The sequence below is a fragment of the Pseudomonas sp. PS01297 genome (assembly GCF_029959305.1).
Lineage (GTDB): Bacteria > Pseudomonadota > Gammaproteobacteria > Pseudomonadales > Pseudomonadaceae > Aquipseudomonas > Aquipseudomonas helleri.
In genome coordinates this window covers 1-25080 of record NZ_JASCPQ010000064.1, presented here as the reverse complement: position 1 = coordinate 25080, position 25080 = coordinate 1, and the positions used below count along the sequence as shown (strand labels likewise).

Here is a 25080-nt window from a genome sequence, read left to right as displayed (position 1 = left end):
CCTTCCTTAAAGCGACGAATATTTCTTGCGCAGACGCTGACGGATCAGCTCGGCAAGAGTGTTCATGACAAAGGTGAACAACAGCAGCACCAGCGCCGAGAGGAACAGCACGCGGTAATGACTACCGCCCACCTCCGACTCCGGCATCTCCACCGCTACGTTCGCCGCCAAGGTGCGCAAGCCTTCGAACAGGTTCAGTTCCATGACCGGGGTGTTACCCGTGGCCATCAACACAATCATGGTCTCGCCAACCGCACGGCCCATGCCGATCATCAAGGCCGAGAAGATCCCCGGGCTGGCCGTCAGGATGACCACGCGGGTCATGGTTTGCCACGGCGTGGCGCCCAGCGCCAGCGAGCCCAATGTCAGGCCGCGCGGCACGCTGAACACGGCGTCTTCAGCAATCGAGTAGATATTCGGGATCACCGCAAAGCCCATCGCCAGCCCCACCACCAATGCGTTTCGCTGGTCGTAGGTGATACCCAGGTCATGGGAGATCCACAGACGCATATCGCCGCCGAAGAACCAGGCTTCCATGTACGGGCTCATGTACAGCGACAGCCCACACACCAGCAGCACCACAGGAATCAGAATGATCGTTTCCCAGCCTTCCGGGATCCGCAAACGAATGGACTCCGGCAGGCGGCTCCAGCCAAAGCCCGCCAGCAGAATGCCCACCGGCATCAGCACCAGCAGACTGAAAATACCCGGCAAGTGACCTTCGACATACGGCGCCAGGAACAGACCGGCGAAGAAGCCCAGAATCACCGTCGGCATGGCTTCCATCAGCTCGATCACCGGCTTGACCTTGCGCCGCAGGCTCGGGGCCATGAAGTAAGCGGTATAGATCGCTGCGGCAACCGCCAGCGGCGCCGCCAACAGCATCGCGTAGAACGCCGCCTTCAAGGTCCCGAAGGTCAACGGCGCCAGGCTCATCTTCGGTTCGAAGTCGGTGTTGGCAGCGGTGGATTGCCACACATATTTAGGTGCGTCGTAGTTCTCGTACCAGACCTTGCTCCACAACGCGCTCCAGGACACTTCCGGGTGCGGGTTCTTCAAGAACAGCGGGATCAGCTTGCCGCCCTCTTCCACGATGATGCGGTTGGCACGTGGCGAGAGCGCCATGATGCCAGGGCCTTCAGCGACCTTTTCTACTAATAAAGTGCGATGCGCGGTGCTGTGGAACACGCCAATCTCACCGGCAGCGTCCAGGGCCAGAAAGCCTTTGCGGCGCTGCTCGGCGGTAATCTCAACGATCGGCGACGTGCCCATCTGGAAGCTGCGGATGTGCTTGAAACGCAGCTCACCGTCCGAATCACGGGCCATAAACCACTGGCTCAGACCGCCTTTCGAATCACCAAAAATCAGCGAGATCCCGCCGACCAATTGCGTGCTGGCGGTGATTTCGGTGTTGGCGTCTTCCAGCAGTTTGTAACGGCCATTAAGGCTCTTGTCGCGCAAGCTGAACACATCCGCCTGGGCCCGACCGTTGACCACATACAGCCATTGCTGGCGAGGGTCGATATACAGCGCCTTGACCTTCTCGGTCATCTGCGGGAGATCGATGCGGCTTTCGGACTTGGTGACCTCGCCGGTCATCATGTTCTCTTCACTGGTCAGCGTGACGACGTTCAGTTGCGAGCCTGTAGACCCCGCCAGCACGACGGTCGAGTCGTTCACGTTGAGGTTCACGTGATCCAGCGCGAGGCCGCGCGGGTCAAGGGTGATCGGCGCATCGCCATACGGGTATTCAATGGCCGGGGTGATGGTCTTTTTGCCATCCGGGTAACTGACTTTATAGGTGTGCCGGAACACCAGCGCCTGACCGTTGGACAGGCCCAACACCACCACCGGGCTACCCGGCTGGTCTTCACCGAGCGAGGTCACGTGGGTATCGGCCGGCAGCGGCAGGTTAACCCGCGACAGTTCGCTGCCATCCTTGACGCTAAAGAACAGCACCATGCCCTTGTCCGACACGCGCATACCCACCTGATTCTGCTCTTCAACCGAGAGCATCAGAGGCTTGCCAGCATCTTGCATCCACACCGGTGTTATCGGCGTTTTGGCGGTCAGGTCAGCACCCTGGAACAGCGGGTACACCACATAGCCCAGGAAGAAGAAGATCAACGTGATGGCGCCCAGCACGGCAAGGCCGCCAATAAACACATACCAACGGGTCAGATGATCTTTGAGCGCACGGATGCGACGCTTGCGTTTGAGTTCAGGCGTATTGAAATCAATGCGCTTGGGAGCGGAGGTCGAAGTCATTCGGGAATTGGCCAGATCATTCATGCGCACACCCTAGCGGGCCTGTATGACAAAAAGATGACAAATCAGTGACGCAAAAAACCGCTGACCAGCGGACCTGGTAGCGGAACGAAAATGCAGCGAACCGTTAGTCGCTACCGCAGGCTACGATGGGTCTTTCAAGACCTCAAGGCAACGGCTAGCACCGTAACCTCATCGCAGCCTGCTGCATAGCAGAAGGCTTAGTTGCCTTCTTTCAGACCCAGGTCAGCCAAGGCTTTTGCAGCCACTTTAGCCGGCAGCGGGATGTAGCCGTCTTTCACGACCACTTCCTGACCTTGCTTGGACAGGACCAGCTTGATGAACTCGGCTTCCAGCGGGTTCAGCGGCTTGTTAGGCGCCTTGTTCACGTACACGTAAAGGAAACGCGACAGCGGGTATTTGCCGTTCAGTGCGTTCTCTTCGGTGTCTTCGATGAAGTCAGTGCTGCCTTTTTTGGCCAGTGCGACGGTCTTCACGCTAGCGGTTTTGTAACCGATGCCCGAGTAACCGATGCCGTTCAGCGAGGAGCTGATGGACTGCACAACCGACGCCGAGCCAGGTTGCTCGTTCACGTTAGGCTTGTAGTCACCTTTGCACAGGGCTTCTTCTTTGAAGTAGCCATACGTGCCGGATACCGAGTTACGGCCAAACAGCTGAACCGGCTTGTTGGCCAGATCGCCTTTGACGCCCAGGTCGCCCCAGGTTTTTACGTCATCTTTAGCGCCGCACAGACGAGTCGACGAGAAAATCGCGTCCACTTGTTCCATGGTCAGGTGCTGGATCGGGTTGTCTTTGTGCACGAACACCGCCAGGGCATCCACAGCCACCGGCACGGCGGTTGGCTTGTAGCCGTACTTCTGCTCGAAAGCAGCCAGTTCGGTGTCCTTCATTTTGCGGCTCATCGGGCCCAGGTTAGAGGTGCCTTCAGTCAGCGCAGGTGGCGCGGTGGCAGAGCCAGCGGCCTGAATCTGGATGTTTACGTTTGGATATTCTTTCTTGTAAGCCTCAGCCCACAATGTCATCAGGTTCGCCAGGGTATCGGAACCAACGCTGGACAGGTTGCCAGACACACCGGTGGTCTTGGTGTAAGCCGGGATAGTCGGATCTACACCCGTCGCAACCGCGTTAGCAGCCGCAACGCCCGCGGCGACAAAAGTCAGGGCCGCCATCACACGCTTCAGTTTCATGCCTTACTCCTAGCAAACCGGGTTAGATGAATCGGGGGCCAGTATCAGCAGGCCTGATGACTACTCTATGAACCGATTGTGACAATTAGATGAAATGCCATCATTGAGCCATAAATGATGGCACTCATCGAGACTGCTAAAAGCCGTGAAGCTTAAGCCGCGTAATCAGCGCCCCTTTTTCCACAGATAAGCGCCCACACACAGCCCCATCAGAGAAATAATCGCCACGTAATACGCCGGACCCATCGGGCTTTCCTTAAGCAACAAGGTCACAGCCATGGGCGTCAGGCCGCCGAAGATCGCGTAGGCCAGGTTGTACGAGAACGACAAACCGCTGAAACGGATCACAGGCGGGAAGGCTTTAACCATGACATACGGCACCGCGCCGATAGTGCCTACAAACAAACCGCTCAAGGCATACAGCGGGAACAGCCAATCCGGGTGCTGCAACAGGCTGTGATAGAAGGTCCACGATGTGATCAACAGCGCAGCGCAGCCCACCACAAAAACTTTGCCCGCACCAAAGCGGTCAGCCAGGGCACCCGAAGCAATGCAACCCAGGCTCAGGAACACAATGGCCAGGCTGTTGGCTTGCAATGAAGTGGTGGCCGGGAAGCCGTACACGGTTTGCAACACAGTCGGGGTCATCAAGATGATCACGATGATCCCGGCAGACAGCAGCCAGGTCAGCAACATCGAAATCACAATGGCGCCACGGTGGTCACGCAATACCGTTTTAAGCGGTACTTCTTCGGCCAGCGCCTTGCGCAGTTGCAGCTCGGCAAACACCGGGGTCTCGTGCAGCCAGCGGCGCAGGTACACCGCGAACAAGCCGAACACACCGCCCAACAGGAATGGAATACGCCAGGCGAAGTCCGAGACTTCGGCCGGGGTGTAGATCGAGTTGATCGCAGTGGCCACCAGCGAGCCCAGCAGAATACCGGCCGTCAAGCCGCAGGTCAGGGTGCCGCAGGCATAGCCAACGTGACGCGCCGGCACGTGCTCCGAAACAAAAACCCATGCTCCCGGTACTTCGCCACCAATGGCCGCGCCCTGGATCACCCGCATCAGCAGCAACAGGATCGGCGCCAGCATGCCGATCTGCTCATACGTCGGCAGCAACCCCATGATCAGCGTCGGCACAGCCATCATGAAAATGCTCAAGGTGAACATCTTTTTGCGCCCCAGTAGGTCGCCGAAGTGCGCCATGACGATGCCACCCAAGGGCCGTGCCAGGTAACCCGCGGCAAAAATGCCAAAGGTCTGCATCAGGCGTAGCCACTCAGGCATGTCAGCCGGGAAAAATAGCTTTCCGACGACCGTGGCGAAGAACACAAAGATGATGAAATCGTAAAACTCCAGCGCACCGCCCAGAGCGGACAACGACAAGGTTTTGAGGTCATTACGCGACAACGGTCGCGAGGGGGGTGCGGCACTGGAAGGCTCAGTGATCATGAGGTATGGCTTCTCTTATTAGGTTCGGCGAAAGCTGCATCGATGCCGGCAAGGCTTGGTAGGCCTTGAAAGATAACAAATTGTTTGCAAAAGCATAGAGCTAGACGCACAGCGGCTTGAAAAAGCAGAACCGGAAGGTCGTCGGGCGAGCGATCGCCCGATATACTCGTGCCCGAATGAAACATTCGGAAACTACCTGGGTTGCTGTGCGAAAGCGCCCGCTGGGCCCTCCCCAGCCGATTTCGCAGAGTTTCCCTTGGCGCGGCTTATGAAGAACGTGACGAACGTAGTATGTTCGGGCTGAATCGTTTTTCTTTAGACGCTTATTCACCCGCAATACACATGATGAATCACGGGTCAGAGGCCCTTCGGCATGATAGAGCTCGAACAAGAAGATCCAATCCCGCAAGGCGACCTCGCCTTGCAAATCACCGCATTGCCACGCGAAACCAATGGTTTCGGCGATATTTTTGGTGGCTGGCTGGTCTCGCAAATGGACCTGGCCGGCACCGCAATGGCCAGCAAGGTTGCAGGTGGCCGAGTAGCCACCGTCGCGATTGATCGCATGGCGTTTCTGGTGCCTGTGGCCGTCGGCGCGCAGTTGTCGTTCTATACCCAGGCACTGGAAATCGGCCGCAGCTCGATCCAGATGATGGTTGAAGTCTGGAGCGACGACCCGCTGTCCAGCGAATGGCGCAAAGTCACCGAAGCCGTGTTTGTCTTCGTTGCCATTGATGGCAGCGGCCGCACACGTTCCGTTCCGCCACGCCGCTAACCCGCCCCTGTATAGAGAGCCTGCCATGTACCACATTGAGTCTGTCACCCTGGACGAACTGGAGTGCTGGCACTTTCAGCATGGCCAGGCCCAGCTACTGGTCGCCAAACAAGGCGCGCAGGTTCTCAGCTATCAGGTTGGCGATGAGCCGCCAATTGTCTGGCTCAATGAAAAAGCCCAATTCAAAACAGGTCATGGCATCCGCACCGGCATGCCGGTGTGCTGGCCGTGGTTTGGCAATCTGGCGCGCAACCCGGACAGCGTGCAGGCCATGCGCGACAGTACTGAGCCCGCCACCGCCCACGGCCTGGTGCGCACCCGTGAATGGGAAGTGCTGGAAATCGACGATGCAGGTGAAGCCCTGCACATTGCGTTGGGCCTGCCCCACATCGAAGGCGGCCTGCCCGGTTGGCCCCATGACGTGGCACTGACCCTGAACATCCGTCTCGATACCCAGTTGCATGTCAGCCTCACCAGCCACAACCGCAGCGACGCACCGGTGAGCATCAGCCAGGCGCTGCACAGCTATTTCGCCGTCAGCGACGTGCGCAAGGTTCATGTCGAAGGCGTTGAGGGTCTGACTTACATCGAAACCCTTGATGACTGGAAGCGCGTGCAACAAGTCGGCAACTTGACCTTTACCGGTGAGACCGACCGTATCTACCTGGACACACCGCCACAGTTGAGCATTGTCGACGCCGACTGGAACCGCAGCATCCAGCTCACCAGCCAAGGCTCGCGCTCTGCCGTGATCTGGAACCCGTGGATCGACAAAGCCGCTGCGCTCGGCGACATGGCGTTAGATGGCTGGCAACGCATGCTCTGCATCGAAACCGCCAACGTCATGGACGACATCATCACCCTGGCGCCAGGCGCGAGCCACACCTTGGGTGTGAGCATCAGCAGCCAAAAACTGGCCTGAACCGTAGGAGCGAGCTTGTCTCGCGATCTTTTGATCGTTTAAAAGATCGCGAGGCAAGCTCGCTCCTACAAGTCAGCTGTTACAAATCCGCCTCAACCACCACCCGCACTTTGCTGGCATCCAGTGCATAAGCCGCATCCGCCAGGTCATTGCTGACCTTCTCGACTTTCAGCGTGCCCGTGACCCACAGCGGCGTATAGATGTCGTCCAGCTTCAAGCCTTTTGGATAGCGCACCAGCACCAATTGGTTGGGCGGCGGCGGTGGCACATGGATGCAAGCCCCCGGGTAAGGCACCAGGAAAAACAGTGTGCTGCGGCCTTTGGCGTCGGTTTCCAACGGCACGGGGTAACCGCCCAAACGGATATTTTTGCCGTTCATGCTGGCGACTGTTTTGTTGGAATACATCACGGCCGGCAGGCCTTTGCTTTGTTTCAAGCCACCCTTATCGGTAAACGTCCCCTGAGCTTCAGGCGAGTTGTGATCGATTTCAGGCATGGCTTCGAGGGCTTTCTGATCCGACTTGGGCATCAAGTCGAGCCAGTCGGTTTCGGGCAGTTCTGCCGCGTGTACCAGGCCGCAGCCCAGCAAAAGAAAGGTCAGTAGAAGGCGGCGCATGAAGAGCTCAATCAAAGAGAAGTGAATACGTCGCGCATTCTAGCCCTCTCTGCGATCGGCGCAGAGAGGGCCGCACGCGATCAGCTCTTTTTCTTCACCATGCCGTAAATGACCAGCAGGATAATGGCGCCGATTACCGCACCAATAAAGCCGGCACCTTCGCCAGCATGGTAGATACCCAACGCCTGCCCACCATAGGTCGCCGCCAAAGAGCCCGCGATACCCAGAATGATGGTCATGATCCAGCCCATGCTGTCGTCACCCGGTTTTAGGAAACGAGCCAGCAGGCCAACGATCAAGCCGATAAAAATGGTTCCGATGATGCCCATGCACGCGTCCTCTCATTAGATGGCGTTAACCAAAGCCTAGTCAGCACTTTGGTTTCACGCCATCAGAGAGCAACGACACCGCAATGGTTCCGTCGCCTGCTGGCTTATGCCTCGTCGATCAACGCCTCAACGCGCTGGATTTGCGCGTTCAGGGTGGCCATGTCGGCGCAGCGCAAGTTGGCATGGCCCACTTTGCGGCCGGCCTTGAAGGCTTTGCCGTAGTGATGCAAATGGCAGTCGGCAATCGCGATCACCTGCTCAACCGGTGGCACGCGGCCGATGAAGTTGAGCATGGCGCTCTCGCCCACCTTGGCAGTCGAACCCAGCGGCAGGCCAGCGATGGCGCGCAGGTGGTTTTCGAACTGGCTGCACTCGGCGCCTTCGGTGGTCCAGTGGCCGGAGTTGTGCACACGCGGGGCAATTTCGTTGGCTTTGAGGCCACCGTCGACTTCAAAGAACTCGAAAGCCATCACGCCCACGTAATCCAGGTGCTTGAGCACGCGGCTGGAATAGTCTTCAGCCAAGGCTTGCAGCGGATGATCCGTGCTCGCTACCGACAATTTGAGAATGCCGCTGTCGTGGGTGTTGTGCACCAACGGGTAAAACCGGGTTTCGCCATCACGACCGCGCACGGCGATCAGCGACACTTCACCGGTAAACGGTACAAAGCCTTCCAGCAGGCAAGCAACGCTGCCCAGCTCAGCAAATGTCCCTTCAACATCAGCCGCAGTGCGCAGCACTTTCTGACCTTTGCCGTCATACCCCAGGGTACGGGTTTTGAGCACCGCAGGCAGACCGATACTGGCCACCGCCGCGTCCAGATCCGCCTGGGACTGGATGTCAGCGAACGCAGGCGTCGGAATGCCCAAGTCCTTGAACATGCTCTTTTCGAACCAGCGGTCACGGGCAATGCGCAGGGCATCGGCACTCGGGTAAACCGGTACGAATTGCGACAGGAATGCCACGGTTTCAGCCGGGACGCTTTCAAACTCAAACGTCACCAGATCAACCTGGTCAGCCAACTGGCGCAAATGATCCTGATCGCCGTAGTCCGCACGAATGTGCTCGCCCAAGGCAGCAGCACAGGCATCAGGTGCCGGGTCCAGGAAGGCGAAGTTCATGCCCAGCGGAGTCCCCGCCAGGGCCAGCATGCGACCGAGTTGGCCGCCACCGATTACACCGATTTTCATCGTCAAAAACCTCAGGCCAGGCGCGGGTCTGGATTGTCCAGCACGCTGTCAGTCTGCTCTGCACGGAATGCTTTCAATACGGTATGGAACTGCGGGTGCTTGGCGCCCAGAATGCTCGCCGACAACAGCGCGGCGTTGATCGCGCCAGCCTTGCCGATAGCCAGAGTAGCGACCGGAATGCCAGCAGGCATTTGCACGATCGACAGCAGCGAGTCGACACCCGACAGCATCGACGACTGCACCGGCACACCCAGTACTGGCAAATGGGTTTTAGCGGCACACATGCCTGGCAGGTGAGCGGCGCCACCGGCCCCGGCAATAATGACCTCGATCCCGCGGCCTTCGGCCTCTTCGGCATACTGGAACAGCAAATCCGGAGTCCGGTGGGCAGAGACCACTTTAACTTCGTAAGGGATGCCGAGTTTTTCCAGCATATCGGCGGTGTGGCTGAGGGTGGACCAATCGGACTTGGAGCCCATGATCACGCCTACCAGTGCACTCATCGTCGCGCCTCTTCTCTTGGGCGCCCGCAGGCGCGTCAAAAAACAACAAGCCACGTGGAGGATCCGACGTGGCTTGTTATAGAAATTAAGGCCGGTCATGCCAGCCGAAGGCCGCGCAGTATACCCCAAAGAGGCCACTTGAAAGCACCTTTGGCGACCATCTGTCTGCAGGCAAATAAAACCCTGAAATAGCTGGTTTTACTGACCGACAGGTCAATAATTGACAGCATTAGAGGCATGTTGCCGCCTGCTGCAAGGCTTACGACACGAGGTGATATTGGCTACTTATAGAATCGAACTCGATGTATGCCGCAAACACGTAATAACCGCTTAACTCTTTATGCAGCACTCAAATAATTAAATACCTGTAAGGACTGCAGGTGGCACTCACACCACTAAACAACGTGTCAGGGCCTTGATTAAGGATGATTAACATGAAACCCATTACGCTTTATATCTTTGTTCACGATGATGTCCCCGGCAGCATCGCCCACACGCTGGGCCGGGGCTATTTCAAAGAGTTCACCGAAGAAATATCTTTTATTACCGGCAGGCCCTTTGTCTTTAATGAAGTGCGTCATGTAAAGGGGGTGACAGACCACAACTATAAAGGCCAAAACGTGGATGAAACATTACGGAGTTGGCAGACGGTAGCCGTCGGATACAAAAACGACAAGGGTTTGGAGTGGGGCAAAACCGAACGCTATATTTTAGTCACCAAAGACCCGATCAACGCCACTGTCCTGGGTTGCGCCTACCCCGGCAAACCTGCCGTCATTGCCTGTACCCAGTCCTATCAAGTGATCGCCCATGAGGTTGGTCACAGTTTTAATGCAACCCATGAAGATGCCGAGTTGGGCTGGAATGCGTGGGGAGGTGAATGCGAGACGTACATGTATTACGAAAAATCTGATGTCCGAGGCAACTGTTACCGCTATACGCCAAAAAACAGAGAGCACATCAAAGCTTTCCTGAGCGATGCCCCTTAACTCAGATGCGCAACGATGTCAGCCCATTCGACTGACATATGTTAGCGGTAAGCCCTTGAGTGAAGGCCATCACGCCCGGCCTTCACTCACGGGGCAGATGACGCCCCACCTTCCAGCTTGCGCCACAACAATCGCACGTTCGCCTTGCGCACCAACGCGCAGCGATACAGGCGAATCTCGAGCGGCACGTGCCATTGCGGGCCGCCACAGATCACCAGTTCGCCCCGCTCAAGCTCCGCGCGCACACTTAAACGCGGAACCCAGGCGATACCCAGACCTTCCAGCGCCATGCTCTTGAGGCTGTCCGCCATCGCGGTTTCATAAATAGTGGTAAACCGCAGGGCACGCTGGCGCAGCAGCAAGTTGACCGAGCGCCCAAGAAACGCCCCGGCGCTGTAAGCCAGCAACGGCACGCTGCCTTCACCTTCCAGATCAAACAGCGGCTTGCCGTCAGCATCGGCAGCGCACACGGGCAGCATTTCGGTGTTGCCCAAGTGCAGCGACGGAAAAATCTCCGGATCCATCTGCAACGCAGCGTCCGGATCGTAAAAAGCCAGCATCAAATCGCAGCCGCCTTCGCGCAAAGCGTGCACCGCGTCTCCGACGTTAGTCGCAACCAGCCGCGTGGCGATGTTCAACCCTTCGTTGCGCAATTGAGCGATCCAGCGAGGGAAAAACCCCAGGGCCAGAGAGTGCGCAGCCGCCACTTGCATGACCTCGCCCTGCCCGCCTTCAAGGTGATGCAAGTGCCGCAACACCTCGCCAAGCTGCTCGACCACCGTGCGCGCCGTGACCAAAAACAGCTGACCGGCCGCAGTCAACTCCACCGGGGTGCGGGAACGATTCACCAAGGTCAGCCCCAGGGCCGCTTCGAGGCTGCGAATACGTCGGCTGAAGGCTGGCTGAGTCACAAAGCGGCGCTCTGCCGCCTGAGAAAAACTGCGAGTGGCGGCCAGGGCACTGAAGTCCTCCAGCCATTTACTTTCGAGATTCATCGAGTCCTCCCGGACGCGCACCAAATTGGGTCACACGTTCGACGCGGCGGTCGCGTCACGTCGCCATTATGCCGTTTCTGCATAGGATAGTGTTTAAAGGCATTGGCCCAAAATAGTCTGCAAGCCTAGGATTCGCAGCGTTCCGGCCCAGACCGGGTCCATATCGAGATGATTTCTATCATGTCCTCCGCTGCATCATTCCGCACAGAAAACGACCTGCTTGGCGCCCTCGAAGTACCGGCTCAAGCGTATTACGGCATCCAGACCCTGCGAGCGGTGAATAACTTCCGCCTCTCGGGCGTTCCGATTTCGCATTACCCAAAACTGGTTGTCGGTCTGGCAATGGTCAAACAGGCCGCTGCAGACGCCAACCGTGAATTGGGGCATCTGAGCGCTGCCAAGCACGCCGCCATCAGCGAAGCCTGTGCACGATTGATCCGCGGTGACTTCCACGAAGAATTCGTGGTCGACATGATTCAAGGTGGTGCCGGTACCTCCACCAACATGAACGCCAACGAAGTGATCGCTAACATTGCTCTCGAAGCAATGGGTCACCAGAAAGGCGAGTACCAGTACCTGCACCCGAACGACGACGTCAACATGGCGCAGTCGACCAACGATGCTTACCCGACCGCAATCCGTCTGGGTCTGCTGCTGGGTCACGACGCCCTGCTGGCCAGCCTCGACAGCCTGATTCAGGCCTTCGCCGCCAAGGGTGTTGAATTCAACCACGTCCTGAAGATGGGTCGTACCCAACTGCAAGACGCCGTGCCGATGACCTTGGGTCAAGAATTCCGTGCCTTCGCCACCACCATGGGCGAAGACCTGGCCCGTCTGAAGACGCTGGCCCCGGAACTGCTGACTGAAGTGAACCTGGGCGGCACCGCGATCGGTACCGGCATCAACGCTGACCCGCGCTACCAAGCGCTGGCCGTACAGCGTCTGGCACTGATCAGCGGTCAACCGCTGGTACCGGCCGCCGACCTGATCGAAGCCACCTCCGACATGGGCGCCTTCGTGCTGTTCTCCGGCATGCTCAAGCGCACCGCGGTCAAGCTGTCGAAGATCTGCAACGACCTGCGTCTGCTGTCCAGCGGCCCACGCACCGGCATCAACGAAATCAACCTGCCAGCGCGTCAGCCAGGCAGCTCGATCATGCCCGGCAAGGTCAACCCGGTTATTCCGGAAGCGGTTAACCAGGTGGCGTTCCAGGTCATCGGTAACGACTTGGCGCTAACCATGGCAGCCGAAGGCGGCCAACTGCAACTGAACGTGATGGAGCCGCTGATCGCCTTCAAGGTGCTCGACTCGATCCGCCTGCTGCAACGCGCCATGGACATGCTGCGCGAGCACTGCATCGTCGGCATCACCGCCAACGAAGCACGCTGCCGTGAACTTGTCGAACACTCGATCGGCCTGGTTACCGCACTGAACCCGTACATCGGCTACAAAAACGCCACCCGTATCGCCCGTATCGCCCTTGAAAGCGGCCGCGGCGTACTGGAACTGGTGCGCGAAGAAGGCTTGCTCGACGACGCCATGCTCGACGACATCCTGCGCCCGGAAAACATGATTGCCCCGCGTTTGGTGCCTTTGAAGGACTAACGCCATTCATCAGTTCTGAGCTCAAAGTCGCCGAGCAAAGAAGCGCAGGCACTTTGCGCCAGAACTGAAGCTCACCAGGTCGAGGGACTAGACACCTCTCACCTTTTGAGGGCTTGCAGACACATCTGCAAGCCCTTTTTTTTGCCTGGGATTTGAGTGTAATTAACGTTTACGTAGCCGCTGGCGAGCGCCGCGAGACTACGTCCGACTACACAGCAAGGATAAATTGGGAGTTCGAACGTTGTTCAGCGCCCTATTGGTCTAAAAGTGAAAAACCCTGACTCAGCACAAGTAGCACCTAGCAGTTCTGCCAGGTAGTCATTCCATGCGAAAAGAACTACAACTGGAACGTCTTTCCCGACCCTCGGTGAGTGGCTATGAATCAGCCTTCAACAAAAACCGCAGTTATTTATAGCTACGACCCTCTTGATCGCCTGATCGGTACGCCCTCGGGAAAGCGCTTCTATCAAGGCGCTCGTATCACCACAGAAATCAAGGACGAGCGCACATGCTGTGTGTTTCAACATGACACTCATGTCCTTGCACAGCATCAGCAAGAACAAGGCGTTAACACCACAACGTTATTAGCCACCGACATACAGGGCTCTGTGATTGAAGGCGTCACCCAAGAGCGTGCCATAACACGCAGCTTTAACCCGTTTGGCTATGAATCGCTCGAACTAATGCACGGCTTGCTGCTGGGCTTCAATGGTGCCTCCCCGGATCCCCTGACGGGCCATTATCTATTGGGGCAGGGCTATCGAGCTTACAACCCGACACTGATGCGATTTAACAGCCCGGATTCGTCAAGCCCGTTCGAAGAGGGTGGATTTAATGCTTATGCGTACTGCGACAACGATCCGATCAATTACGGGGATCCATCGGGGCATGCAAAGCTATTCTTGATAATGCGCAAACTCTTCAACCAGAGAGATGTATCCAGCAGTCTTTCCAGAGTTAAAAAAGCTATAGGCAGCGTACAAAAAACGACCGCAACAACAAAAAAGACAGCCGCCTCACTGGCTAAAAAAGCAAATAATAAAACGCCCCGCCCTCCTACAAACACCTCAACAAAAGCCACTTCGGCAATAAAAGACATTCCCGTCAGCAGACCTGCATCACCTCGAAAACAGCCGAAAGTGCCCGCCCCCCTTCAACAAACGCCTAGTACGAGAAACAAATCCCCTCTCGCGCCAATTGAGAACCATGCAGCGCTTGACGAATGGCTGATAAGGCTAACACCAAGCACTACGCCCCCCACAGCCATACTCCCGATCTATAATCTTGCTCGCACGGGTCAATGGGGCATTAAGCTAACTACCCCGCCAACATCTCTTAGCGTTAGATTGATCCGCCTATAAACTTGGACCTCTTGCCGAGGCCACATATCGTTTGGCATGGATGCCCGATCAACACAGCGCAAATCTGCGTGAATAGGCTTTGCGCGGTGCTTCAAAGGCGTCCGTTTGGCGACTGACACATGAAAAATCAGTCACTTATAGAGACGCTTCCTACACTCCTAGGTATAGTGCCGCCCCTCTTCCCGTGCATGGGCCCTGCAACAGCGGCCATCGGCAGTGCGGAAACAGCATCGTAAACCAAGCAGCAACATGGCCAGGACCCCCTTGATTACCTAGCTTTATGCCCTGACTTGACGGGCGTAATGGGTAACCCTGATCCGGCCGTTTTGCCTTCAGATAAAAACAGCGAGGAATAATCCATGCTAGAAGTCATCAATGACTTCCTCTCAGGGAAAGTACTAATCGTGCTCATGGTTGGGCTCGGTGGCTACTTCACGATCCGCTCGCGTTTCGTTCAGCTCCGTTACTTCCTGCACATGTTTGCAGTGTTTAAAGACAGCTTGCGCAGCAGCGCCGGCCAACTCAGCTCGTTTCAAGCGCTGATGCTGAGCCTGGCGGGCCGTGTAGGCGCGGGCAACATTGCCGGTGTCGGCATTGCCGTGACCCTGGGTGGCCCCGGTGCCGTGTTCTGGATGTGGGTGACCGCACTGGTCGGCATGTCCAGCAGCCTGATCGAATGTTCGTTGGGCCAGTTGTACAAGCGTCGCGACGCGGAAGGCCAACTGCGCGGCGGCCCGTCCTTTTATATGAAGTACGGCCTGGGCAAAATCTGGATGGGCAAGTTGATGGCGGTCCTGCTGCTGATCACCTTCGGCTTTGCCTTTATGGGCCTGCAGGCGCACGCCGTTACCCACTCGCTGCAAAACGCCTTCGGTTTTGACGTCAACTACACCGGCGTGGCCATTGCCGTGCTGCTGGGTCTGGTGTTTATCGGCGGCATCAAGCGTATTGCTTCGGTTGCCGACCTGCTGGTTCCGGTCAAAACTCTGGCGTACATCGCCGTCACCGTTTACGTGATCGTGCTGCAATTCGACCAAGTCCCCGCCATGCTCGGCCACATCGTGAAAAGTGCCTTCGGCATGGACCCGGTGTTTGGCGGCATGATCGGCAGCGCCATCGTGATGGGCATAAAACGTGGCGTATTCGCCAACGAAGCCGGTTTGGGCAGCGCCCCGAACGTGGCCGCCGTGGCAGACGTGGAACACCCGATCGCCCAAGGCGTGGTTCAGGCGTTCAGCGTGTTCCTCGACACCTTCGTGATCTGCACCTGCACCGCACTGCTGATTCTGCTGTCCGGCTTCTACACCCCGGGCTTTGAAGGCGACGGCATTGCCCTGACGCAAAACTCGCTGGCCGCGGTCGTGGGCGAATGGGGCCGCGTGTTCATCAGCGTGGCACTGGCGTTGTTCGTGTTCACCTCGATGCTCTACAACTACTACCTGGGCGAAAACAACCTGCGCTTTCTGGTCGGTGAAAGCCGCAAGGCGTTGATGGGTTATCGCGCTCTGGTGCTGGTGTTGATTGTGTGGGGCTCGATTGAGAACCTGGAAACCGTCTTCGCCTTCGCGGACATCACCATGACCTTGCTGGCCTTCGTGAACCTGATCGCCCTGGCGATGCTGTTCAAGATATGCATGCGCGTGCTCAAGGACTACGATGACCAGCGTAGCGCGGGTATCAAAGTGCCCGTCTTCGATTCCAGCAAATTCCCGGACCTGGATCTGGACCTGAAGGCTTGGCCGCCTCTGCCGCCCGCCAAGACCGAAGAAACAAAACGCTAATATCAACGCGGCGGTTCTGACAGAACCGCCGCGTTTTTGCTTATGGGGACTCCTGAATGACTGCAGCCACTCTTCATCCTGCCCAGCGCGTCATGGTGCTCTACACCGGCGGCACCATCGGCATGCAAGCCAGCGCCAGCGGCCTGGCGCCTGCATCCGGCTTTGAAGCGCGCATGCGCGACTTCCTCGCCAGCCAACCGCACGTGCAGATACCGCAATGGCGCTTTCGTGAAATGAGCCCGCTGATCGACAGCGCCAACATGACACCCGCCTACTGGCTGCGCCTGCGCAGCGCAATCATTGAGGCTGTCGAACAGGATGGCTGCGACTCAGTGCTTGTCCTGCATGGCACCGATACCCTGGCCTACAGCGCTGCGGCCATGTGCTTTCAACTGCTGGGCTTGCAGGCCCCGGTACTGTTCACCGGCTCGATGCTGCCTGCGGGCGTGCCCGACAGCGATGCCTGGCCAAACGTCAGCGGTGCCTTGAGCGCGCTTGCCCAAGGTCAGCCCTACGGCGTGCAGCTGTACTTCCACGACGAACTGCTGGACCCGACCCACTGCGCCAAAGTGCGCAGCTTCGGCCGCAACCCGTTTGTAGCGCTCAAGCGCAACGGCGGCGGCACCAAGGCCGAATCACTGCCAGCAGCGCTGAGTTATCAACAGCCCAAGCAAGAAGCCCGTGTCGGTGTATTGCCGCTGGTCCCCGGCATTGGTGCCGCCCAGCTGGATGCCATGCTCAACAGCGGGATTGAAGCCCTGGTGCTGGAGTGTTTCGGCAGCGGCACCGGCCCCAGCGACAACCCGGCGTTCCTCGCAAGCCTGCAACAGGCGTACGAAAACGGCATCGTTGTGGTCGCCATCACCCAGTGCCACGAAGGCGGAGTTGAGCTGGACGTGTACGAAGCCGGTAGCCGCTTGCGCGGGGCTGGCGTGCTGTCGGGCGGCGGCATGACCCGTGAAGCCGCGTTCGGCAAGCTGCAGGCGTTGCTGGGCTCGGGTTTGCCCGCCGCTGACGTGCGCCACCTGGTTGAACGGGACCTGTGTGGTGAGTTGGCTTAACGCCCCCGGCACACAACTTGCTCGCTTCCTGTGTCCCCACGCAGGAAGCGAACATGCTGCACTCACATCTCACCACGCTAAATGCCGTATCGCTGGTGCTCAGCACCTTCGAGGCCGAAGGCTTGCCGAGCGAGGCCTTATTGGCCGGTAGCGGCATACGGGCCGCGGACTTGAACCGCGCTGACATTCGCATCACCACCAACCAAGAAATGCGCGTCTGCGCCAACGCCGTGGCCTTGCGCCGTGAAATCGGCCTGGAACTGGGACGGCGCATGCATGTGTCGTCCTACGGCATGCTGGGTTACGCCCTACTCACCAGTGCCACCTTAGGTGACGCTTTGCGCTTGGCTTTACGCTACCCGGCACTGCTGGGAACACTCTTTGAGCTTAGCCTTAAGGTCGAGGACGATCAGGTCTGGTTCTGTGCAGATCACTACCATGAAGACCCGCAACTGGCCGTGTTCAACGCACAGCTGTGCCTTGTCTCGCTCAAGGTCATTTGCGAAGACTTGATCGGCCAGCCGCTGCCTTTGCTCGCCGCGCGCTTTGCCCACAGCAAGCCGGATTACCACGCCCGCTACCAGCACACCTTCAATTGCCCGCGTCTGTTTGATGCAGCGGACAACGCGTTCGCCTTTGCCAGGCACTGGCTGGAATACCCGCTGCCGCTGGCCAATACCATCACCCACCAGGCCATGGCGGAGCGCTGCCGCAAACAGAACCTGGAATTCACCGGGCGCCAAACCTGGCTGTCGCGGATCCGCCAGTTGCTCGCCGCCCAACTGAATGCCGCGCCGGGGCTTGAAGGGCTGGCCGAGCAAATGAATTGCTCGCCACGCACCTTGCGCCGCCACCTGCATGACGCGGGCTGCAGCTATCAGGAGTTACTCGACGAACTGCGCTTTGAGCGCGCCAAGTTGTTACTCCACGAGACCGAATGGCCGATCTACCGCATCGCCGACACCTTGGGCTTTAGCGAAACGGCGAGCTTTCGCCATGCCTTTGTTCGCTGGAGTGGCGTGTCGCCCAGCCAGTTTCGGGCATGAGCCAACAGGGAGCAGCGCGCCCTGAAAAGGGGCGAATTTCGGACAGTTATTTCGGCCATATTGATCTCCTTTTGGCCGCTCCTGTCGTTCTCTGAAACCGCCAGCGCCGCAAAACTGTAGGTCACCGATCTAGCCTACGGAGAACAAGAAAAATGCTGACTATCTATTCAGACGACCACCATCTGCACCATGGCCGCTGCGAGTTGATAGACGGGCAATTGCTGCCTTGCTTCGAAATGCCCTCGCGCGCGGACCACATTCTGCAACGGGTCAAAAACCGTGAGCTGGGCCCGGTGCAAGGCCCCCACGACTTTGGCCGCGACCCGATCCAGCGTATTCACAGCGAGGCCTACCTGGACTTTTTCCAGGGAGCCTGGGACCGCTGGCTCGAACACGGCAAAGACGGCGACTTGCTCCCCTACACGTGGCCAGCCCGTACACTGCGCGCCGTTGTCCCCACCAGCCTGCATGGCCAGTTGGGTTATTACAGCTTTGACGGTGGCGCGCCGATTACCGCGGGCACTTGGCGGGCGGCCTACAGCGCAGCGCAAGTTGCACTGACGGCGCAAGCGGCCATACAGAACGGCGCCCACAGCGCATTCGCCCTGTGCCGTCCGCCTGGGCACCACGCCGCCAGCGACTTGATGGGCGGTTATTGCTACCTCAACAACGCCGCCATTGCCGCTCAGGCCTTCCTCGACCAGGGCCGCAGCAAAGTCGCCATCCTCGACGTGGACTACCACCACGGCAACGGCACCCAGTCGATCTTTTATGAACGCGATGACGTGCTGTTCACCTCGATTCACGGGCACCCTGAAGCCGAGTTCCCGTTCTTTCTGGGCTATGCCGATGAGCTGGGCGAAGGCGCGGGGGAAGGCTTCAACTTTAACTACCCGCTGGAGGCTGGCTCAGGCTGGGATCGCTGGAGTACTGCACTGGAACAAGCCTGCAGCGAGATCGAGCACTACGAAGCTGATGTGGTGGTGGTATCGCTCGGTGTGGACACCTTCAAAAGCGATCCGATATCCCAGTTCAAACTCGACAGCCCGGACTACCTGCTCATGGGCGAACGCATTGCCCGCCTGGGCAAACCGACCTTGTTCGTGATGGAAGGCGGTTACGCGGTAGAGGAAATCGGCGTGAACGCGGTCAACGTGTTGGAAGGTTTTCTGAAGTTAGCTAAGGCGTAACGGCACAGCCCTTGTAGCCGCTGCCGAGGTACGAGGCTGCGATGCGGGCCGCAGGACCGCCTTTGGGGTCGCTGCGCAACCCATCGCAGCCTCGTAGCTCGTCAGCGGCTACAGGGTTTTCTTCCACGCCCTTTTCAACCGCATTAGCGCCGCTTTGATTTCCGCCTCCGGCACCGCCGCAAAGCCCAGCACCAGCCCCGCACGTTTATCCACAGGCTCGACCGAATCGTCCAGCCAATAACGGCTTAAACCGTTGATCTCAACCCCAACCTGCTCAGCCTGCGCCAACAAGGTGTGCTCACGCTCAACGCTTGAAACCTGCACGCTCATGTGCAAACCCGCCGCCACACTGGGCGCGGCGCCCAGCCCGGGGATATCAGTAGGCCAATCCGCCAGCAAGGCATTGCGTCGCGCCAGCGCAGCCCGGCGCATGCGCCTGATATGGCGCTGGAAATGCCCGGCGGCCATGAACTCCGCCATCACCACCTGCGTACTGACCTCTGAATGGCGCATATCCAGCGCCCGCCGTTGAGCAAAGGGCTCAACCAGCGCAGGCGGCAACACCACATACCCCAGACGCAGCGCCGGGAACGCCACCTTGCCGAACGTGCCCACATAGATCACCCGCCCCTGACGATCCAGCGCCGCCAGCGGGGCCAAGGGCGCGCCGCTATAGCGGTATTCGCCGTCGTAGTCGTCTTCGATGATCCAGCCCTGGGTGCGCTCGGCCCACGCCAGCAACTCCAGGCGCCGGGCCAGGCTCATGGTGACGCCGGTGGGGTACTGATGCGACGGGGTCACGTAAGCCAGCGTGCAGTCGTGCAAACCCGCCAGCGCCGCGCAGTCCATGCCTTCGTGATCGACCGCAACACCTTGCACCCTGGCCCCGGCAATCGCAAAAGCCTGCGCCGCCGCGCGGTACCCGGGGTTTTCCACAGCCACCCCACAACCGGGCTCCACCAACAGCTGTGCACAAAGGCTAATTCCTTGCTGTGCGCCACTGGTGATCAAAATTTGCTCAGACGTGCAGGATAAACCCCTCGAAGTGCGCAAATAGACGGCAATCAGCTCTCGCAAGCGCTGTTCTCCAGCTGGATCGCCGTAACACAAATGCTGCATGTCCGGCTTGCGCCAAAAAGCCGCCTGGAGCTTGCTCCAGACCTCGAACGGGAACAAATCATAGGCCGGAACCCCCACCCGAAAAGCCCGTGGCGCCCCCTTCGCCGGCAACGGTAAAGGGTGTTGAATAACCCTCCCCAAGGCCGCGCTGTGGATAAGTTTACTGGATGTAATTACAGGTAAATCGACCGATTTTGTGGATAAACCAGTGGATAACCCTGTTGAAAAGCCTGTGGGTAACTTGGTGGACAACTTTTTCAGCGGCAAGGCTTTTTCGGGCAATTGCGCCACATAAGTGCCGTCACCGACCCGCCCTTCAATAAACCCTTCGGCATAGAGCTGATCATAGGCCCGCACCACGCTGTTGCGTGAAACACCAAGCGCCACCGCCAAGTCGCGACTGGCCGGCAACCGCGAACCGCTGTTGAGCCGCCCATCCAACACCCGCTGGCGCAAGGCCTGATACAGCTGGGCGCTCAAGCCCTTCTTCGGATCAAGCTCGATCCCGGTCGCATTGAACGCGATGGATAACGCTGAATCAGGCATGGATTGGACCTATAAAAATGACCATTAATGGCTCTTACAACCAACCATTAGCCTGCCTAGGATGCAGTCATTCGCCAAGGAATATTTCTATGTACGTACCCCGCGCCTTCGCTGAACACGACACCGCTGCCTTGCATCTACAGATGCAAGCCTCACCTCTGCCCGTGCTGATCACCCACGGCAGCCAAGGCCTGATCGCCAGCCATGTTCCGCTACTGCTCGATCCCGACGAAGGCCCTTACGGTACGCTGTACGGCCACCTGGCACGCGCCAATCCGCACTGGCAGGCATTGGCTGAAGGTGGCGAAGCGCTGGTGATTTTTGCTGGCGAACAGGCCTACATCAGCCCGTCCTTTTACCCCAGCAAAGCCGAACACGGTAAAGCGGTACCTACTTGGAACTACTTGGCCGTGCACGCCTATGGCCAGCCTGACGTGTTCGACGATCACGACCGCTTGCTGGCATTGGTCAGCCGGCTGAGCAGCAAGCATGAAGCCAATAGACCTGAGCCATGGGCGGTCAGCGACGCCCCTAGCGATTACATCGACAACATGCTCAAGGCCATTGTCGGGTTCAGCGTGCCCATCTCCCGGCTGATCGGTAAACGCAAACTCAGCCAAAACCGCAGCACTGCTGACCAACTCGGTGTGCGCGACGGGTTATTGGCAAACCCCAATTCACACGACCACGCCCTCGCTCACTTAATGGCCAAGGAATAGCAACATGTCCCCGCACGTGCAGATCAAACCCGCCACCGCCGCCGATCACGACCAGTGGTTGCCGCTCTGGCAAGCGTATTTGACCTTCTACAACACCGAGTTGCCCGCTGAGGTCAGCGAGTCGACCTGGCAGCGCTTTCTCGACCCGGCTGAGCCGACCCAACTGGCCATCGCCTGGCAAGGCGACAAAGCGGTGGGCATCGTGCAGTTCATTTACCACCGTTCCAACTGGAGCATCGGTAACTCCTGCTACCTTCAAGACCTGTTTGTCAGCCCCGAAATCCGTGGCACCGGCGCCGGTCGCCTGCTGATCGAACACGTCTACGCCACCGCCCGCGACAACCATTGCGCCAAAGTCCATTGGCTGACCCACGAAACCAACGCCACAGCGATCCAACTTTACGAACGGATTGCCGAGCGCCCTGGCTTTATCCAGTTTCGCAAAGCCTTGTCATAAATAAGGAACCCGCGATGCCTCAATCTCTAGAACACTGGCAACCCGCCAAGCGCCCACACAACCCCGTCATCCAAGGGCGTTACATTCGTCTGGAAAAGCTCGATCCACAGCGCCATGGCGATGATTTATGGCTAGCCTTGGAAGGGCCGGCCGGCGATCCCAAACTTTGGGACTACCTGGCCTACGGCCCATTCAAGGAGCGCGCGGCCTTTGACCAGTGGCTTAACAGCAATGCCGCCAGCCAAGACCCTTACTACTACACCGTCATCGACCAGGCCTCGGGACAGGCGCAGGGCATGCTCAGCCTCATGTCCATCGTGCCCGAGCACGGGCGCATCGAAATCGGCCACGTCACCTTCGGCGCGCCGATGCAGCGTTCGCCGAAAAGCACCGAAGCCGCTTACCTGCTGGCCAAGGAATCCTTCGCCCTGGGCAACCGCCGCCTGGAATGGAAGTGCAACAGCGAAAACGCCAGATCCAATCGTACTGCAGTACGATTAGGGTACACATATGAAGGCGTATTTCGTCAACATATGGTAGCCAAAGGCAAGAACCGTGATACCACGTGGTACAGCATTATTAGTACGGAATGGCCAGCTATAGCGACAGGATTTGAAAAATGGCTGGCACTGGATAACCAACCAAAAAGCGGTCAAATCAAGACGCTTGAAGAATGCAGAGCGTTAACTGATTAATTTTTGATCAATACGCCCAACAAGGACTGTTGGGCGTTTTTGGGTTCAGAAGGGACTTAAAATTTTCTTGGCCGACGCACCACACCCATTTGCAGACCGAATGGCCTAAAGATGGCATTCAAGGATTTGAGCGTGGGATTGCCCTCGTCGTGCTCAATCTGGATCAACGTACGAACCGAAATTCTGCACATCGCGGCGAACTGGGTTTGCTGTAGCGTCGTGACATCCACCCTCAAACGCTTCACCGCTTGGCCTAGCGTGATCTTGCCCTGCGCCAGATCGGCCTCAATGCTCTCGATCTTCAGTTGGCGCACATCAATGCTCAGGGTCATTTCAGCCCCCATTCTTGCTGAAACATGTCCAGACTATTTGATTCATCCTCACGACCACCGTCACATCCTGAAATTGCAATACATTGCAGATAAACGAGGCCTTATTAAGAAAAATCTGCATTAACGTGCAGATATCATATGCCAGATTTACGCCCCCCCAGCAAAGCAGTTCTACTGTTTAATGCTTACCTCTGCGCTGAATATCGAGTGCTTAATGCGCTTACGATAAACAAATACTCTATATCAAGGATCACATACGTTACTTTCTGGTTTCACATGAAATAGTCACTTCACCTTTAAGGACTACACAAATGAGAAATCAACGTCTTAAAAAAACTCTACTTTTTACGCTTTTCAACGGATGTGTTTTAAGCACAAGTGTCGTGCAGGCAAACTCTGTCAGCCTAAACGTTCAAAACTCAACCCCTGAAGTTTTGCAGCTTGTATCTAGTTCCCCTTCCGGAGTTTTTCCAGCCACTGTTGGGCCAGGGCAGTCGCTCCCGGTCTCATATGATTTTGGGGGAACCTCTTCAGAGATGAGCGCTACCTACAAGCGTGTAGGGACTGGGACTACCTGTAGGTTTTCGGCTTCCCACGTAGTGTATGTATCCGGCCCACGCTTTGCTAAAAGCGCTGTATCAACCGGCGCTACATCTGCGACATGTCTTACATTTCAATCCCCTACATGGAGAATCCCCTACAACTACACTGCAACTTTCGCCTTTTACTACTAACACTTCAGAGCATCAATAATCAGCATTACCTGAATAAATAAACGCAACCCGCCAGTTGCAGATTAATTATTAAAGTTATCTCAACAGACTGTCGATGTACTGCTCGACACAGGCATTTAATGACTTCTAAAGAAACCAGATCTGCAGACCTGAGTTGCCGAGGCTTGCCGATTCAGAGGAATTGTTATGACCGAAATTCGAGCAGATTTTCTGATGAACAATCGGGCTATTGCCCCAGGCGTGACGATTAAGTGGGTTGATAGCTCAACCGCCATGAGCCCAGACGCTGCAGCAGCTAAAGCGATGCCTGCCGGTGCAAGCGTCAATGTGTCTTTGTCTGCTGCCGCCCTGGAGATAACAGCCTTGTTACGCCGCACTGCAACCAGTAATGCTTCGACGGCGGAGGGCTTTGACCCTTTGATGGAAGACCTTCACCAGCAACTCTCCACCCACGGCAAAGAGGCGCAGGCGCTACAGGAGTTGCCTAAGGGGCAGACGCAGCAACGTATCGCTTTGTCTCTGCAGGCGAGCAACTATCTTCTGACATCGCTCTACGGCGGCGAAAAGCTGCACGACACCGTCGCCTCTAACAACCCATTCAGGGCACTGGACAGGCTTTCACTTTCAAATATTGCCTTTGATGCTTCAGGGTCATTTACCTCGATCGAACGTCAGGTCGCGTTTCTGGATTTGACAGCGCGCGATATTGATTTTCGCAACCAGACATTTGATCTACCTGACCCGCTAAACGGCAACGACTTCAAAGCGCCGTGGAACACTCTGGCCAGCTACCTGAGGGATGCACAGATGGCATCTGGAATGAGCGAGGGTGAACGGACATGGCGTGGCTGGATGCCAGCCCATGAGCTGCATGCACACGCACAGTCAGTGCTGGATCGCCAAGGCATCGACAAGGTGGACTTTCCCGCTTACTCGAACCTCAAGAGCTCTGGCGATGCGGTGCTGACTGCGGTGATTGATAAAGAAGGCGTTAGCACCTGGATCAATATCCCCGTTGAGAAATTAATCGCCCAAGGGCTGTACCTTGGCCTGATCGAGTCTGCCGCCGATCAAACTTCCACAAATTGAAAAGGAAAAGTCGTACGAAATGCCTGATTTCACCCCCGCGTAGGAGCGAGCTTGCCTCGCGATCTTTTGATCTTAAAAAGATCGCGAGGCAAGCT

The 25080-nt window shown here is 57.5% G+C and carries 23 protein-coding genes; 13 read left to right on the top strand and 10 right to left on the bottom strand.

What is annotated here, in order from left to right:
• Positions 1–6: 6 nt before the first annotated feature.
• The 3 genes from QMX84_RS18195 to QMX84_RS18185 all read right to left on the bottom strand — a co-directional run bounded on the left by QMX84_RS18195 (position 7) and on the right by QMX84_RS18185 (position 4931).
• Positions 7–2292, bottom strand: a complete 2286-nt coding sequence (locus tag QMX84_RS18195) for an ABC transporter permease subunit (RefSeq protein WP_282364453.1) — start codon at positions 2290–2292, stop codon at positions 7–9.
• Positions 2293–2489: 197 nt separating this feature from the next.
• Positions 2490–3476 (bottom strand): phosphate ABC transporter substrate-binding protein PstS family protein, encoded by a 987-nt coding sequence (locus QMX84_RS18190; protein WP_048373778.1) that lies wholly within the window; start codon positions 3474–3476, stop codon positions 2490–2492.
• A 165-nt stretch (positions 3477–3641) separates the two neighbouring features.
• Positions 3642–4931 (bottom strand): MFS transporter, encoded by a 1290-nt coding sequence (locus tag QMX84_RS18185; RefSeq protein WP_048373771.1) that lies wholly within the window; start codon positions 4929–4931, stop codon positions 3642–3644.
• Positions 4932–5304: 373 nt separating this feature from the next.
• On the opposite strand from QMX84_RS18185, the gene QMX84_RS18180 reads away from it, so the two are divergent.
• On the top strand, positions 5305–5706 hold the full coding sequence (locus tag QMX84_RS18180) for an acyl-CoA thioesterase (RefSeq protein ID WP_048373769.1): 402 nt from the start codon (positions 5305–5307) through the stop codon (positions 5704–5706).
• 25 nt (positions 5707–5731) lie between these two features.
• Entirely contained in the window at positions 5732–6628 is an 897-nt protein-coding gene (locus tag QMX84_RS18175) for a D-hexose-6-phosphate mutarotase (RefSeq protein ID WP_282364452.1), read from the top strand.
• 79 nt (positions 6629–6707) lie between these two features.
• Here QMX84_RS18175 and QMX84_RS18170 read toward each other — a convergent pair whose 3' ends face one another.
• The 4 genes from QMX84_RS18170 to purE all read right to left on the bottom strand — a co-directional run bounded on the left by QMX84_RS18170 (position 6708) and on the right by purE (position 9266).
• Complete coding sequence (locus QMX84_RS18170; RefSeq protein WP_048390783.1) at positions 6708–7244, bottom strand: DUF3299 domain-containing protein; 537 nt, start codon at positions 7242–7244, stop codon at positions 6708–6710.
• A gap of 80 nt (positions 7245–7324) precedes the next feature.
• Positions 7325–7573 carry a GlsB/YeaQ/YmgE family stress response membrane protein gene (locus tag QMX84_RS18165; RefSeq protein ID WP_048373764.1) on the bottom strand — a complete coding sequence of 83 codons (249 nt, stop codon included), beginning with the start codon at positions 7571–7573 and terminating at the stop codon, positions 7325–7327.
• 104 nt (positions 7574–7677) lie between these two features.
• Entirely contained in the window at positions 7678–8763 is a 1086-nt protein-coding gene (locus QMX84_RS18160; protein WP_048373762.1) for a 5-(carboxyamino)imidazole ribonucleotide synthase, read from the bottom strand.
• Positions 8764–8774: 11 nt separating this feature from the next.
• Positions 8775–9266: a 5-(carboxyamino)imidazole ribonucleotide mutase gene (purE, locus tag QMX84_RS18155; RefSeq protein ID WP_047279087.1), complete on the bottom strand. Its 492-nt coding sequence runs from the start codon at positions 9264–9266 to the stop codon at positions 8775–8777.
• A gap of 434 nt (positions 9267–9700) precedes the next feature.
• Here purE and QMX84_RS18150 point away from each other — a divergent pair, with 434 nt between their 5' ends.
• Positions 9701–10255 (top strand): reprolysin-like metallopeptidase, encoded by a 555-nt coding sequence (locus QMX84_RS18150; RefSeq protein ID WP_262125473.1) that lies wholly within the window; start codon positions 9701–9703, stop codon positions 10253–10255.
• An 86-nt stretch (positions 10256–10341) separates the two neighbouring features.
• Here the strand turns inward: QMX84_RS18150 and QMX84_RS18145 are convergent, their stop codons facing one another.
• On the bottom strand, positions 10342–11250 hold the full coding sequence (locus QMX84_RS18145; protein WP_262125474.1) for a LysR substrate-binding domain-containing protein: 909 nt from the start codon (positions 11248–11250) through the stop codon (positions 10342–10344).
• A gap of 180 nt (positions 11251–11430) precedes the next feature.
• On the opposite strand from QMX84_RS18145, the gene aspA reads away from it, so the two are divergent.
• The 6 genes from aspA to QMX84_RS18115 all read left to right on the top strand — a co-directional run bounded on the left by aspA (position 11431) and on the right by QMX84_RS18115 (position 19294).
• Complete coding sequence (aspA, locus tag QMX84_RS18140) at positions 11431–12855, top strand: aspartate ammonia-lyase (RefSeq protein WP_048373753.1); 1425 nt, start codon at positions 11431–11433, stop codon at positions 12853–12855.
• A gap of 377 nt (positions 12856–13232) precedes the next feature.
• Positions 13233–14216, top strand: a complete 984-nt coding sequence (locus tag QMX84_RS18135) for an RHS repeat-associated core domain-containing protein (RefSeq protein WP_282364451.1) — start codon at positions 13233–13235, stop codon at positions 14214–14216.
• A 359-nt stretch (positions 14217–14575) separates the two neighbouring features.
• On the top strand, positions 14576–15997 hold the full coding sequence (locus tag QMX84_RS18130) for an alanine/glycine:cation symporter family protein (RefSeq protein WP_262125476.1): 1422 nt from the start codon (positions 14576–14578) through the stop codon (positions 15995–15997).
• A gap of 56 nt (positions 15998–16053) precedes the next feature.
• Complete coding sequence (locus QMX84_RS18125; protein ID WP_282364450.1) at positions 16054–17058, top strand: asparaginase; 1005 nt, start codon at positions 16054–16056, stop codon at positions 17056–17058.
• 53 nt (positions 17059–17111) lie between these two features.
• Entirely contained in the window at positions 17112–18104 is a 993-nt protein-coding gene (locus QMX84_RS18120) for an AraC family transcriptional regulator (protein WP_282364449.1), read from the top strand.
• 152 nt (positions 18105–18256) lie between these two features.
• The gene (locus QMX84_RS18115; RefSeq protein WP_282364448.1) at positions 18257–19294 is read left to right on the top strand and encodes a histone deacetylase family protein; all 1038 of its coding nucleotides are present in this window, start codon (positions 18257–18259) and stop codon (positions 19292–19294) included.
• A gap of 108 nt (positions 19295–19402) precedes the next feature.
• Here QMX84_RS18115 and QMX84_RS18110 read toward each other — a convergent pair whose 3' ends face one another.
• On the bottom strand, positions 19403–20959 hold the full coding sequence (locus tag QMX84_RS18110) for a PLP-dependent aminotransferase family protein (protein ID WP_282364447.1): 1557 nt from the start codon (positions 20957–20959) through the stop codon (positions 19403–19405).
• Positions 20960–21048: 89 nt separating this feature from the next.
• Between QMX84_RS18110 and QMX84_RS18105 the strand changes: the two genes are divergently transcribed.
• From QMX84_RS18105 to QMX84_RS18095, 3 genes are read left to right on the top strand one after another with little or no spacing between them, the layout of a single operon-like run.
• Positions 21049–21678: an FMN-binding negative transcriptional regulator gene (locus tag QMX84_RS18105; protein ID WP_282364446.1), complete on the top strand. Its 630-nt coding sequence runs from the start codon at positions 21049–21051 to the stop codon at positions 21676–21678.
• A gap of 4 nt (positions 21679–21682) precedes the next feature.
• Positions 21683–22135, top strand: coding sequence for a GNAT family N-acetyltransferase (locus QMX84_RS18100; RefSeq protein WP_282364445.1), 453 nt, complete (start codon positions 21683–21685; stop codon positions 22133–22135).
• Positions 22136–22149: 14 nt separating this feature from the next.
• Positions 22150–22830 carry a GNAT family protein gene (locus QMX84_RS18095; protein ID WP_282364444.1) on the top strand — a complete coding sequence of 227 codons (681 nt, stop codon included), beginning with the start codon at positions 22150–22152 and terminating at the stop codon, positions 22828–22830.
• Positions 22831–22886: 56 nt separating this feature from the next.
• Here QMX84_RS18095 and QMX84_RS18090 read toward each other — a convergent pair whose 3' ends face one another.
• Positions 22887–23162, bottom strand: coding sequence for a helix-turn-helix transcriptional regulator (locus tag QMX84_RS18090; RefSeq protein WP_282364443.1), 276 nt, complete (start codon positions 23160–23162; stop codon positions 22887–22889).
• Positions 23163–24082: 920 nt separating this feature from the next.
• Here QMX84_RS18090 and QMX84_RS18085 point away from each other — a divergent pair.
• Entirely contained in the window at positions 24083–24985 is a 903-nt protein-coding gene (locus QMX84_RS18085) for a hypothetical protein (protein ID WP_282364442.1), read from the top strand.
• The last annotated feature ends 95 nt before the right edge of the window (positions 24986–25080 follow it).

Coding starts and splice junctions, on each gene's coding strand:
- QMX84_RS18130 (WP_262125476.1), top strand. CDS start 14,576: ATGCTAGAAGTCATCAATGACTTCCTCTCAGGGAAAGTACTAATCGTG.
- QMX84_RS18195 (WP_282364453.1), bottom strand. CDS start 2,292: ATGAATGATCTGGCCAATTCCCGAATGACTTCGACCTCCGCTCCCAAG.
- QMX84_RS18160 (WP_048373762.1), bottom strand. CDS start 8,763: ATGAAAATCGGTGTAATCGGTGGCGGCCAACTCGGTCGCATGCTGGCC.
- QMX84_RS18125 (WP_282364450.1), top strand. CDS start 16,054: ATGACTGCAGCCACTCTTCATCCTGCCCAGCGCGTCATGGTGCTCTAC.
- purE (WP_047279087.1), bottom strand. CDS start 9,266: ATGAGTGCACTGGTAGGCGTGATCATGGGCTCCAAGTCCGATTGGTCC.
- QMX84_RS18120 (WP_282364449.1), top strand. CDS start 17,112: ATGCTGCACTCACATCTCACCACGCTAAATGCCGTATCGCTGGTGCTC.
- QMX84_RS18180 (WP_048373769.1), top strand. CDS start 5,305: ATGATAGAGCTCGAACAAGAAGATCCAATCCCGCAAGGCGACCTCGCC.
- QMX84_RS18185 (WP_048373771.1), bottom strand. CDS start 4,931: ATGATCACTGAGCCTTCCAGTGCCGCACCCCCCTCGCGACCGTTGTCG.
- QMX84_RS18150 (WP_262125473.1), top strand. CDS start 9,701: ATGAAACCCATTACGCTTTATATCTTTGTTCACGATGATGTCCCCGGC.
- QMX84_RS18165 (WP_048373764.1), bottom strand. CDS start 7,573: ATGGGCATCATCGGAACCATTTTTATCGGCTTGATCGTTGGCCTGCTG.
- QMX84_RS18145 (WP_262125474.1), bottom strand. CDS start 11,250: ATGAATCTCGAAAGTAAATGGCTGGAGGACTTCAGTGCCCTGGCCGCC.
- QMX84_RS18095 (WP_282364444.1), top strand. CDS start 22,150: ATGCCTCAATCTCTAGAACACTGGCAACCCGCCAAGCGCCCACACAAC.
- QMX84_RS18085 (WP_282364442.1), top strand. CDS start 24,083: ATGACCGAAATTCGAGCAGATTTTCTGATGAACAATCGGGCTATTGCC.
- QMX84_RS18090 (WP_282364443.1), bottom strand. CDS start 23,162: ATGACCCTGAGCATTGATGTGCGCCAACTGAAGATCGAGAGCATTGAG.
- aspA (WP_048373753.1), top strand. CDS start 11,431: ATGTCCTCCGCTGCATCATTCCGCACAGAAAACGACCTGCTTGGCGCC.
- QMX84_RS18100 (WP_282364445.1), top strand. CDS start 21,683: ATGTCCCCGCACGTGCAGATCAAACCCGCCACCGCCGCCGATCACGAC.
- QMX84_RS18110 (WP_282364447.1), bottom strand. CDS start 20,959: ATGCCTGATTCAGCGTTATCCATCGCGTTCAATGCGACCGGGATCGAG.
- QMX84_RS18105 (WP_282364446.1), top strand. CDS start 21,049: ATGTACGTACCCCGCGCCTTCGCTGAACACGACACCGCTGCCTTGCAT.
- QMX84_RS18115 (WP_282364448.1), top strand. CDS start 18,257: ATGCTGACTATCTATTCAGACGACCACCATCTGCACCATGGCCGCTGC.
- QMX84_RS18175 (WP_282364452.1), top strand. CDS start 5,732: ATGTACCACATTGAGTCTGTCACCCTGGACGAACTGGAGTGCTGGCAC.
- QMX84_RS18135 (WP_282364451.1), top strand. CDS start 13,233: ATGAATCAGCCTTCAACAAAAACCGCAGTTATTTATAGCTACGACCCT.
- QMX84_RS18190 (WP_048373778.1), bottom strand. CDS start 3,476: ATGAAACTGAAGCGTGTGATGGCGGCCCTGACTTTTGTCGCCGCGGGC.
- QMX84_RS18170 (WP_048390783.1), bottom strand. CDS start 7,244: ATGCGCCGCCTTCTACTGACCTTTCTTTTGCTGGGCTGCGGCCTGGTA.